This window comes from Rhodopseudomonas pentothenatexigens, from assembly GCF_900218015.1.
Lineage (GTDB): Bacteria > Pseudomonadota > Alphaproteobacteria > Rhizobiales > Xanthobacteraceae > Rhodopseudomonas > Rhodopseudomonas pentothenatexigens.
Window position 1 is genome coordinate 49,601 of the sequence record NZ_UFQQ01000029.1, and the last position, 10,764, is coordinate 60,364.

At 66.5% G+C, this 10,764-nt stretch carries 12 protein-coding genes; 10 read left to right on the forward strand and 2 right to left on the reverse strand.

Features of this window, described 5'->3' with window-relative positions:
• The first annotated feature begins 14 nt into the window (after positions 1-14).
• Genes DWA33_RS21175 through DWA33_RS21185 form a run of 3 tightly spaced genes read left to right on the forward strand, consistent with a single transcriptional unit; the run spans position 15 to position 2,783 of the window.
• Positions 15-722 (forward strand): Tim44/TimA family putative adaptor protein, encoded by a 708-nt coding sequence (locus DWA33_RS21175; RefSeq protein WP_114360490.1) that lies wholly within the window; start codon positions 15-17, stop codon positions 720-722.
• Entirely contained in the window at positions 700-2,196 is a 1,497-nt protein-coding gene (gene mltA / locus DWA33_RS21180) for a murein transglycosylase A (RefSeq protein WP_244601362.1), read from the forward strand. Before DWA33_RS21175 ends, mltA begins: the two co-directional genes overlap by 23 nt.
• A gap of 5 nt (positions 2,197-2,201) precedes the next feature.
• Positions 2,202-2,783: a Smr/MutS family protein gene (locus DWA33_RS21185; RefSeq protein WP_114360492.1), complete on the forward strand. Its 582-nt coding sequence runs from the start codon at positions 2,202-2,204 to the stop codon at positions 2,781-2,783.
• Positions 2,784-3,374: 591 nt separating this feature from the next.
• Here DWA33_RS21185 and hslU read toward each other — a convergent pair.
• Entirely contained in the window at positions 3,375-4,676 is a 1,302-nt protein-coding gene (hslU, locus tag DWA33_RS21195; protein ID WP_114360493.1) for an ATP-dependent protease ATPase subunit HslU, read from the reverse strand.
• A 115-nt stretch (positions 4,677-4,791) separates the two neighbouring features.
• A complete protein-coding gene (gene hslV, locus DWA33_RS21200) occupies positions 4,792-5,367 on the reverse strand; it encodes an ATP-dependent protease subunit HslV (protein WP_114360494.1) in 576 nt (191 codons plus the stop codon).
• 186 nt (positions 5,368-5,553) lie between these two features.
• Between hslV and hisB the strand changes: the two genes are divergently transcribed.
• From hisB to coaA, 7 genes are all read left to right on the forward strand, one after another.
• Positions 5,554-6,147, forward strand: a complete 594-nt coding sequence (gene hisB / locus DWA33_RS21205; protein ID WP_114360495.1) for an imidazoleglycerol-phosphate dehydratase HisB — start codon at positions 5,554-5,556, stop codon at positions 6,145-6,147.
• A gap of 27 nt (positions 6,148-6,174) precedes the next feature.
• Complete coding sequence (locus tag DWA33_RS21210) at positions 6,175-6,696, forward strand: DUF2628 domain-containing protein (RefSeq protein WP_114360496.1); 522 nt, start codon at positions 6,175-6,177, stop codon at positions 6,694-6,696.
• On the forward strand, positions 6,693-7,343 hold the full coding sequence (hisH, locus tag DWA33_RS21215; RefSeq protein ID WP_114360497.1) for an imidazole glycerol phosphate synthase subunit HisH: 651 nt from the start codon (positions 6,693-6,695) through the stop codon (positions 7,341-7,343). Before DWA33_RS21210 ends, hisH begins: the two co-directional genes overlap by 4 nt.
• Positions 7,344-7,500: 157 nt before the next feature.
• Entirely contained in the window at positions 7,501-8,238 is a 738-nt protein-coding gene (gene hisA, locus DWA33_RS21220) for a 1-(5-phosphoribosyl)-5-[(5-phosphoribosylamino)methylideneamino]imidazole-4-carboxamide isomerase (RefSeq protein WP_114360498.1), read from the forward strand.
• Between the two features lie 10 nt (positions 8,239-8,248).
• Positions 8,249-9,016 carry an imidazole glycerol phosphate synthase subunit HisF gene (hisF, locus tag DWA33_RS21225; protein WP_114360499.1) on the forward strand — a complete coding sequence of 256 codons (768 nt, stop codon included), beginning with the start codon at positions 8,249-8,251 and terminating at the stop codon, positions 9,014-9,016.
• A 53-nt stretch (positions 9,017-9,069) separates the two neighbouring features.
• Entirely contained in the window at positions 9,070-9,393 is a 324-nt protein-coding gene (locus tag DWA33_RS21230; RefSeq protein WP_114360500.1) for a phosphoribosyl-ATP diphosphatase, read from the forward strand.
• 72 nt (positions 9,394-9,465) lie between these two features.
• Positions 9,466-10,422, forward strand: coding sequence for a type I pantothenate kinase (gene coaA / locus DWA33_RS21235; protein ID WP_013500152.1), 957 nt, complete (start codon positions 9,466-9,468; stop codon positions 10,420-10,422).
• Positions 10,423-10,764 lie beyond the last annotated feature (342 nt).

Sequence of the window (10,764 nt, forward strand, 5' to 3'; positions counted from 1 at the left end):
AAAGTGAATGCGACGTGGATATTTACACCATCATCTTCCTGGCGCTCGCGGTGTTCATCTTCCTGCGTCTGCGCAATGTGCTCGGCCAGCGCACCGGCAGCGAACGGCCGCCGTTCGATCGCGCCGCTGCGCGAGACATGATTCCCGGCAAGCAGGACACCAACGTGATCTCGATGCCCGGCACGGTGATCGATCAGGCGCCGATGGCGCCGAATGCCGACGTGGTGCCGCCCTCCGATCGCTGGAAAGGCATTGCCGAGCCGGACTCGGAGCTGGAGCACGGCCTCAATGCCATCGCGCAGCACGACTCGTCGTTCGATGCACAGCACTTCATCACCGGCGCCAAGAGCGCCTACGAGATGATCGTGATGGCTTTCGCCAACGGCGACCGCCGCTCGCTGCGTGATCTGCTGTCCAGCGAGGTCTATGAGAGCTTCGATGCGGCGATCAAGGATCGTGAAAAGAACGACCTGAAGGTCGAATCCCGCTTTGTGGCAATCGAGAAGGCCGAGCTGATCAGCGCGGAGCTGCGCGATCGCACCGCGATGCTGACGCTGAAATTCGTGTCGCAGATGATCTCCGCGACCCGCGACAAGACCGGTGCGGTGGTCGACGGCTCGCCCGACAAGGTCACCGACATCACCGATGTCTGGACCTTCGCCCGCGACACCAGCTCGCGCGATCCGAATTGGAAGCTGGTTGGGACCGGCAGCGGCACCTGACGCCCGCGGCGCCCGGCGCGCCGCCATCGTCGGCTGCGTCATCGCGGCCGTGCTGCTGCTTGCTCATACGGCGTCCGAGGCGCGCAGCCGGCACCACTCATCCGGCACCCGATCCGTCTCGAAATTCGCCGAGCATCACGCCCGCTATCGGCATCCGTTGTGGCCGCTGGAGATTCCCGGCGGCCAGTATCTGCCGGTCGCCTGGTCGGAGATTCCCGGCTGGGAGTCCGACGATCAGCTCGCGGCCCTGAAGACCTTTCGCGTCAGTTGTCGCCCGATCCTGGCGGCCCGCCGATCGCCATCGACTGACAAGCCGCTCGGCGGCTCGTTGCGGGAGCCCTGCCATGCTGCCCGCTCAGCGCGTCTGACGACGGCGGCCGAGGCGCGCGCGTTCTTCGAACGGCATTTTGTCCCGCTGCAGATCTCCCGGCTCGGTGAGCCGCTCGGCTTCGTCACCGGCTACTACGAGCCGGTGATCGAAGGCTCGCCGGTCAAGACCGACGACTACACTGTGCCGGTGTATCGCCGTCCGTCGAACCTGTTCGTCCGCGGCTACACGCAGGATGCGGCCCTGCCGAATGGCGGTCCGGTGTACCGCAAGATCGGCCGGCGCAAGCTGGTGCCATACTATGATCGCGGTCAGATCGAAGACGGCGCGATCGACGGCCGCGGCCTGGAAATCGGCTGGCTCAACAGCCAGACCGATCTGCTGTTCGCCCAGATCCAGGGCTCGGCACGAATCAAGCTGCCGGACGGCCGGGTGGTCCGCATCAATTACGACGCCCATAACGGCTACCCCTACACCCCGGTCGGCCGCATCCTGATCGAGCGCGGCATCATCCCGCGCGAACAGATGTCGATGCATCGCATCCGCGAGTGGATGGAAGCCAACCCCGACGGCGCCAAGGAGCTGCGGCGGGCGAACCGGTCCTACGTATTCTTCCGCAAGGTCGAGCTGAAGGACGACGACGAGGCGATCGGCGCCCAAGGCGTGCCGCTCACCCCAGGTCGCTCGATCGCCGTCGACAAGGGGCTGCATGTTTACGGTACGCCGTTCTTCATCACCGGCGAGCTGCCGATCGAATCGGCCAACGCCAAGACGCCGTTTCAGCGGCTGATGATCGGCCAGGACACCGGCTCGGCGATCGTCGGCCCGGCGCGGGCCGATCTGTATTTCGGTGCCGGTGCCGAGGCCGGCGCGGTGGCCGGACGAATCCGTCATCCGATCGCATTCGCCATACTGGTGCCGAACAGCCTCGATCCGGTGGCACGGGGCCGCACCCTGCCGCTGCCCGAGCCGCGTCCGCCGGCAAAAACCAAGAAGCCTGCGGCGACGCCGGCGAAGTCCGGTGGTAAACAAGGAGCCGCAAACGCGGTCCCGACTCCGGAAGTGCGACCGGCCGCGGCCGCGTCGCGACCGCAGATCAAACGGCACCGCTCACACCACAAACGGCATCATCGCCACCCGCGCTGACCTCGATGAACCGCATCATCCCGCCGCTCGATCCGCCGATGTCGCGCCGCAAGCGCAGCCTGACCGAGGACGAGCGGGCGCTGTGGGACGGCGTGGCGCGTCAGATCAAGCCGCTCCGCGGCCGGCCGCGCCCGGTCAAGGTCGCAGGCGTCGATGCGCAATCGGCGGTGCCGGCGCTCAAACCGGCGCCGCCGGCCTCGCCGCAACCGCTCAAGCGTGCCGCGAAGCCGTCGCCGGCCGCGCCGCCGCCGCTCGCCACGCTCGGCCGGCGCGAACGGACGCACCTGTCGCGCGGCCGCAAGGACATCGACGCCCGGATCGATCTGCACGGCATGACCCAGGCTCGCGCCCATCACGCGCTGCTGCATTTTTTGCAGCGCGCCAGTCACGACGGGTACGGCTTCGTGCTGGTGATCACCGGCAAGGGCAAGAGCGGCGACGCCGAGCGCGGCGTCCTGCGCCGGCAGGTGCCGCAATGGCTCGCCCTCCCGGAATTCCGTGCCTACGTGGTCGGCTTCGACGAAGCCCACATCGGCCACGGCGGCGAAGGCGCATTGTATGTGCGGGTGCGGCGGGCGCGGGGATAGTTCACCGGCCCATCAGCAACACCCACCGTCATCACCCGCGCATGCGGGTGATCCAGTATTCCGGAGCGGGTGTTACTTAGAGCACTTCTGTTTTTCATCGAATCAGAGCTGATCCGCACCTCCCGCCACACGCACGGCCTCATGGTGAGGAGGCGCGTAGCGCCGTCTCGAACCATGTGACGCAGGCAATGCGTTGTTCCATCCTTCGAGACGCCCGGCTTCGCCGGGCTCCTCAGGATGAGGACGCAGTGCCTTCGGAAAGGTCGGATCGTTTCAATCAAACGATGAGCCGCTCTAGTATCCCAGAGAGATTGTTACTTAGCCACAGAAGCTCTGCGATACTGGGTCGCCCGGTCAAGCCGGGCGATGACGTGAGGGGGCGGGGTGAGTGCTGTTGTTACTTGTGGCGTATCATACATAAAAACCCGTCATTGCCGGGCTTGACCCGGCAATCCATCGTCTTTCTAAAAAGATGGATGCGCGGGCCTTCGCCGCACCGAAGGGCTTCGGCCCCGCAGGCGGGTCAAGCCCGCGCATGACGTTTGTAGTTGTGGCGGGGCTCACGGGAGCGCGTGAGCGAGCGTCGATCACCTACAAAATGAATCGGCTCAGATCGGTGTTCTTGGCCAGATCGCCGACATTGGTCTTCACGTAGTCCGCGTCGACACGGAAAGTCTCGCCGTGGCGGTCGGGGGCGACGAAGGAGATCTCGTCGAGGACGCGCTCCATCACGGTCTGTAGCCGGCGTGCCCCGATGTTCTCGACCGTCGAGTTCACCGCCACCGCGACGTCGGCGAGCGCGTCGATCGCATCGTCCGAGAATTCCAGCGTCACGCCCTCGGTCTTCATCAGCGCCACATATTGCTTGATCAGCGACGCTTCCGGCTCGGTGAGGATGCGGCGCATGTCGTCGCGGCTCAGCGCGTTGAGTTCGACGCGGATCGGCAGCCGGCCCTGCAATTCTGGCAGCAGGTCCGACGGCTTGGCGATGTGGAACGCGCCCGAGGCGATGAACAGGATGTGCTCGGTCTTCACCGCGCCGTGCTTGGTGGTCACCGTGGTGCCTTCGATCAGCGGCAGCAGGTCGCGCTGCACGCCTTCGCGCGAGACTTCGCCGCCGCTGCGGCCGTCGCGCACGCAGATCTTGTCGATCTCATCGAGAAACACGATGCCGTTGTTCTCGACGACGGCGATCGCCTCCTGCACCAGCTGATCGTTGTCGAGCAGCTTGTCGGCTTCCTCGTTGACCAGGATCTCGTGCGAGTCGGCGACCGTGAGTCGCCGCGTCTTGGTGCGGCCGCCCATCTTGCCGAAGATGTCGCCGAGCGAGACCGCGCCGATCTGGGCCCCCGGCATGCCGGGAATCTCGAACATCGGGGTGCCGGAGCCGGCCTGGGTTTCGATCTCGATTTCCTTGTCGTTGAGCTCGCCGGCGCGCAGCTTCTTGCGGAACGAATCCCGCGTCGCCGGGCCCGAACCGGGGCCGACCAGCGCGTCGAGCACGCGCTCTTCGGCGGCGATCTGGGCGCGCGCCTGGACGTCCTTGCGCTTCTTCTCGCGCACCTGCGCGATCCCGACTTCGACCAGGTCGCGGATGATCTGTTCGACGTCGCGGCCGACATAGCCGACCTCGGTGAACTTGGTGGCCTCGACCTTGAGGAACGGCGCGCCGGCGAGCTTGGCCAGCCGCCGCGCGATCTCGGTCTTGCCGACGCCGGTCGGGCCGATCATCAGGATGTTCTTCGGCAGCACTTCTTCGCGCAGGGCTCCTTCGAGCTGCAGCCGCCGCCAGCGGTTGCGCAGCGCGATCGCGACGGCGCGCTTGGCGTCGGCCTGGCCGACGATGAACCGGTCGAGTTCGGAGACGATTTCGCGGGGAGAAAAGTCGGTCATGGCTCTCTTTTTCGGCGTTGGCTCCCGTCATTGCGAGCAGCGAAGCGACGAAGCAATCCAGACTCGGTGCACGGAGCGCCTGGATTGCTTCGCTTCGCTCGCAATGAAGAGCCGTTCACAGTGTCTCGATCGTCAGATTGCCGTTGGTGTAGACGCAGATGTCGGCGGCGATGCCGAGCGCCTTGCGCACGATGGTCTCGGCGTCCTGGTCGGTGTCGATCAGTGCCCGGGCGGCGGCCAGCGCATAATTGCCGCCCGAACCGATCGCCATCACGCCGGCCTCCGGTTCGAGGACGTCGCCGGTGCCGGTCAGCACCAGCGACACGTCCTTGTCGGCGACGATCATCATCGCTTCCAGCCGGCGCAGATAGCGGTCGGTCCGCCAGTCCTTGGCGAGCTCGACGGCGGCCCGGGTGAGCTGGCCGGGATATTGCTCGAGCTTGGCCTCCAGCCGCTCGAACAGCGTGAAGGCGTCGGCGGTGGCGCCGGCGAAGCCGCCGATCACTTCAAAACCGGGCTGGCCCTTGCCGAGTTTGCGAACCTTCTTGGCGTTGGCCTTGATCACGGTCTGGCCGATCGAGACCTGGCCGTCGCCGCCGATCACGACCTTGCCGCCCTTGCGCACGGTCAGAATGGTGGTGCCGTGCCAGACCGGCGGGCCGGCGTCTGCCGAAGAGCTGTAGAGTGACATGGAGTTCCTTTCGCGAGCGCTGATCTAGGCACGGCCGGGCGGTGATGCAATCGCCGCGCGGGGGGCCGGCGGGGCGGCTAATCCGCTCACCATAGGACGAAGATCGGTCCCGCTCCGCACCCGGCGCAGTAGCGAAGGTGTCACCGGCCTGTTAAAAGACCGCGTTTTTACCGGAGAGCCCGCTTCATGCGCACGGCGACGATCAAGCGCAAGACCAAGGAGACCGACATCGAGGTCACGGTCGACCTCGACGGCACCGGTGTGGCCAAGGCCGCCACTGGAATCGGCTTCTTCGACCATATGCTCGATCTGCTCGCCAAGCATTCGCGCATCGACATCACCGTCAAGGCGGTGGGCGACCTCCATGTCGACTTCCACCACACCACCGAGGATGTCGGCATCGCGCTCGGTCAGGCGGTGAAGCAGGCGCTCGGCAACATGGCGGGCATCACCCGCTATGCCAGCATCTTCATGCCGATGGACGAGACCCTGACCCGGGTGGTGATCGACGTCTCGGGCCGGCCGTTCCTGGTGTTCAAGGCGGACTTTCCCCGCGACAAGATCGGTGAGTTCGACACCGAGCTGGTGCGGGAGTGGTTCCAGGCCTTCGCCATCAACGCGGGCGTGACTCTGCACGTCGAGACCCTATATGGCGAGAACAGCCATCACATCGCCGAATCCTGCTTCAAGGGACTGGCACGGGCGCTGCGCGCGGCGGTCGCGATCGATCCGAAGACGGCCGGCGAAGTGCCCTCGACCAAGGGTCAGCTCGGCGGCTGACGGCCGTCGGGCGGCGGAGACAAGTCCATGCCGGTGTTCACTGTTCATGCCCCGCGGGCGGACGACGACGAGCTGCAGCAGGCTGCGCCCGATCAGTTCCGCTTTGTCCGTGATGGTTTTTACGTCTGGGCCTTCGTGTTCGGCCCGTTCTGGCTGCTGTATCGCCGGCTCTGGCTGGCGACGCTCGGCTACGTGGTGGTGATCGCCGCCTCTGCGGTGGCGCTCACGGCGCTGCATGCCGGAAGCGGCACCCGGTTCGTGGTGGCGCTGCTGCTGGCCAGCCTGCTCGGGCTCGAAGCCGGCAGCCTGTGGCGCTGGACCCTGGCGCGGCGCGGCTGGCAGTCGGTCGGCGTCGCGGTCGGCGAGGACCGTGAGATCGCCGAGCGGCGGTTCTTCGATCGCTGGGTCGCCGGCCAGCCGCAGCCGATCGGCTTTACCCTGCCGGTCGACCGCGGCGCGCCGCCGCCGGCGCGCAGCATTCCGCTGCCGGCCTCGTCGATCCACGGCGACATCTTCGGCTCGTTCCCGAACCCGGGAGGTTCGCGGTGAGCGTTGCGATCATCGATTACGGCTCCGGCAACCTGCACTCGGCGGCGAAAGCGTTCGAGCGTGCGGCGCGGAGCCTGGAGAATCCCGAACCGATCCTGGTGACCCGCGATCCGGACCAGGTGTTCCGGGCCGACCGGGTGGTGCTGCCGGGCGTCGGCGCCTTCGCCGACTGCCGCAAGGGGCTGGATTCGATCGACGGCATGGTCCAAGCCCTGACCGAGACCGTCCGCGACAAGGCGCGGCCGTTCTTCGGCATCTGCGTCGGCATGCAGTTGATGGCGACCCGCGGCAAGGAGCACGTCACCACCGACGGGCTGAACTGGATCGCCGGCGACGTCGTCAAGATCGCGCCCAACCGCGACGACCTGAAGATCCCGCATATGGGCTGGAATACCCTCGATCAGGTCCGCGAGCACCCGGTGCTGGACCGGCTGCCGCTCGGCCCGAAAGGCCTGCACGCCTACTTCGTGCACTCCTTCCACCTCGCCGCCGAACACGAGGGCGATGTGCTGGCGCGCGCCGATTACGGCGGGCCGGTCACCGCCGTGGTCGGCAAGGACACCGCGATCGGGACTCAGTTTCACCCCGAGAAAAGCCAGCGCTTCGGCCTGGCACTGATCTCGAACTTTTTGAAGTGGAAGCCGTGAGCATGATCCCGCGGCCTCAGCTCCGGAGCGCGCGACGGCGCTGCTCCCCTCCCCCTTGCGGGGAGGGGTCGGGGGTGGGGGTCCGCGAGTCCGGCGCTTGTGGCTCATCCCCCACCCTGACCCTCCCCCGCAAGCGGAGAGGGAGTGAGTGCTTCCGATGATTCTCTTCCCCGCGATCGATCTCAAGAACGGCCAGTGCGTGCGGCTCGAACAGGGCGACATGGCGCGCGCCACGGTGTTCAACCTCGACCCCGCCGCGCAGGCGCAGAGCTTTGCGGCCCAGGGCTTTCAGTACCTGCACGTCGTCGACCTCGACGGCGCGTTCGCCGGCAAGCCGATGAACGCCCACGCGGTCGAGGCGATGCTGAAGGTGGTCAAGATGCCGGTGCAGCTCGGCGGCGGCATCCGCGACCTGAAGACAATCGAAGCCTGGCTGTCCAAGGGCATCGCCCGGGTCATCATCGGCACCGCCGCGGTGCGCGACCCGGCGCTGGTGAAGGAAGCCGCCAAGGCCTTTCCGGGCCGCGTTGCGGTCGGTCTCGATGCCCGGGACGGCAAGGTCGCGGTCGAAGGCTGGGCCGAGAGCTCGCAAGTCACCGCGCTCGACATCGCGCAGCGGTTCGAAGATGCCGGCGTCGCCGCGATCATCTTCACCGACATCGCCCGCGACGGCCTGCTCAAAGGCATCAACTGGGACGCCACCATTTCGCTGGCCGAGGCGATTTCGATCCCGGTGATCGCCTCCGGCGGTCTTGCCTCGATCGAAGACGTCAAGACGCTGCTCAGCCCGCGCGCCAACAAGCTCGAAGGCGCAATCGCCGGGCGGGCGCTGTACGACGGCCGGCTCGATCCGGCGGAAGCGCTGGCGCTGATCGGCGCCGCCAAGGCCGCGTAAGGACGCCGCGATGTTCAAGGTCCGCGTCATTCCCTGCCTCGACGTCAAGGACGGCCGCGTCGTCAAGGGCGTCAACTTCGTCGACCTGCGCGACGCCGGTGACCCGGTCGAGGCCGCGATCGCCTATGACGCCGCCGGCGCCGACGAACTCTGTTTCCTCGACATCACCGCCACCCATGAGAACCGCGGCATCATGCTCGACGTGGTGCGGCGGACGGCCGAGGCCTGCTTCATGCCGGTGACGGTCGGCGGCGGGGTGCGCACCGTCGACGACATCAAGACCCTGCTTCGCAGCGGTGCCGACAAGGTCTCGATCAATTCCGCCGCGGTGGCGCGGCGCGAATTCGTCAAGGAAGCGGCCGAGAAGTTCGGCGATCAGTGCATCGTGGTGGCGATCGACGCCAAGCGGGTGCCGGGCCGTGACCGCTGGGAGATCTTCACCCATGGCGGCCGCAAGGGCACCGGGATCGACGCGATCGAATTCGCCCAGGAAGTGGTGTCGCTCGGCGCCGGCGAGATCCTGCTGACCTCGATGGACCGCGACGGCACCAGGGTGGGCTTCGACATTCCGCTGACCCGGGCGATCGCCGACAGCGTCGGCGTTCCGGTGATCGCTTCCGGCGGCGTCGGCAATCTCGATCACTTGGTCGACGGCATCCGCGAGGGCCACGCCACCGCGGTGCTGGCGGCTTCGATCTTCCATTTCGGCGAGTACACCATTCGTCAGGCCAAGGATCATATGGTCCGGGCCGGGCTGCCGATGCGGCTCGATCCCTAGCGTCACGCGGCGAGGGGCGGTACTCTCGCACCAAGAACCGGCAGAGTCAGCGTATGGCCCGTTTCACCCTCCACGATCTCGCCGCGACGGTCGATGCCCGTGCGGCCTCCGGCGGCGACAGCTCCTACACCAAAAAGCTGCTCGACAAGGGCGCCGAGCACTGCGCCAAGAAATTCGGCGAAGAGGCGGTCGAACTGGTGATCGCAGCGGTCGAAAACGATCGCTCGCATTTGATCTCCGAGGCCGCCGACGTGCTGTTCCACATGCTGGTGCTGCTGAAATCGCGCGGCGTGAATCTCGAGGAGGTCGAGGCGGCGCTGGCGCAGCGCACCTCGATGTCGGGCCTGGAGGAAAAGGCGTCGCGCAAGCGCGACTGACGGCGTCGGCCGCGCCCGGCGGCCGCAACAACAATAATCCCGCCATCAAAACCAAGGCGAAGGGACCGCGAGATGGACGCAAGGTCGGATCTGCATCACTACAACCCCTACCGGGTGTTTTCGCGGTCGGAATGGGCGAGCATGCGTGAAGACACGCCGATGACGCTCGATGCCGCCGAGGTCGCGGCGCTGCGCTCGATGCACGACCGGCTCGATCTCACCGAAGTCGAAGAAATCTATCTGCCGATGTCGCGCCTGCTGTCGATCCACGTCGCCGCGATGCAGCAGCTGTACTACGCGCAGCGCCGCTTCCTCGGCGTGGTCGAGCGCAAGATGCCGTTCATCATCGGCGTCGCCGGCTCGGTGGCGGTCGGCAAGTCGACCACCGCGCGCGTGCTGCAGGCGCTGCTGGCGCGCTGGTCGCCGCGCCCGACCGTCGATCTCGTCACCACCGACGGCTTTCTGCACCCCAACGCCTATCTCGAGCGCGCCGGGCTGATGCAGAAGAAGGGCTTTCCGGAGAGCTACGACCTGCCGGCGCTGCTCGGCTTCCTGTCCGACATCAAGTCGGGCCGCCGCAAGGTCAAGGCGCCGATCTACTCGCATCTCACCTACGACATCGTGCCGAACAAGTTCACGGTGATCGACCGTCCCGACATCCTGATCGTCGAGGGCGTCAACGTGCTGCAGACCGGCCGCCTGCCGCGCGACGGTCAGGCGGTGCCGGTGGTGTCCGACTTCTTCGATTTCTCGGTGTATCTCGACGCCGACGAGCCGGTGCTGCGCGACTGGTACGTCCGGCGCTTCCTGGCGCTGCGCGACACCGCGTTCCACGATCCGCGGTCGTACTTCCATCGCTACGCGGTGCTGTCCGACGAAGAGGCGACCGCCACCGCGATCGCGATCTGGGAGCGCACCAACCTCGCCAACCTCGAGGACAACATCCTGCCGACCCGCCCGCGCGCGACCCTGATCCTGAAGAAGGGCGCCGATCACGTGGTGGAGTCGGTGGCGCTGCGAAGGTTGTAGTCGGCAGACACGCCCTCGGTGTCGCTGGTCAGCGCATCATTATAAATGACACGTCATCGCCCGGCTTGACCGGGCGATCCAGTATCCCAGGTACGATCGTTGTTAGAGCAGTTCTGTTTTTCATCGAATCACAGCTGATCCGCACCGTCTGCCACGCGCACAACCTCATGGTGAGGAGGCGCGTAGCGCCGTCTCGAACCATGTGACGCAGGCAATGCGTTGTTCCATCCTTCGAGACGCCCGGCTTCGCCGGGCTCCTTGTATTAGCGCGATCTGCTATCCTTCATCATTCCCTTCGGGGAATGCCCCGTCCCGGACGGCCATCCGGGACGGGGCGCCGGT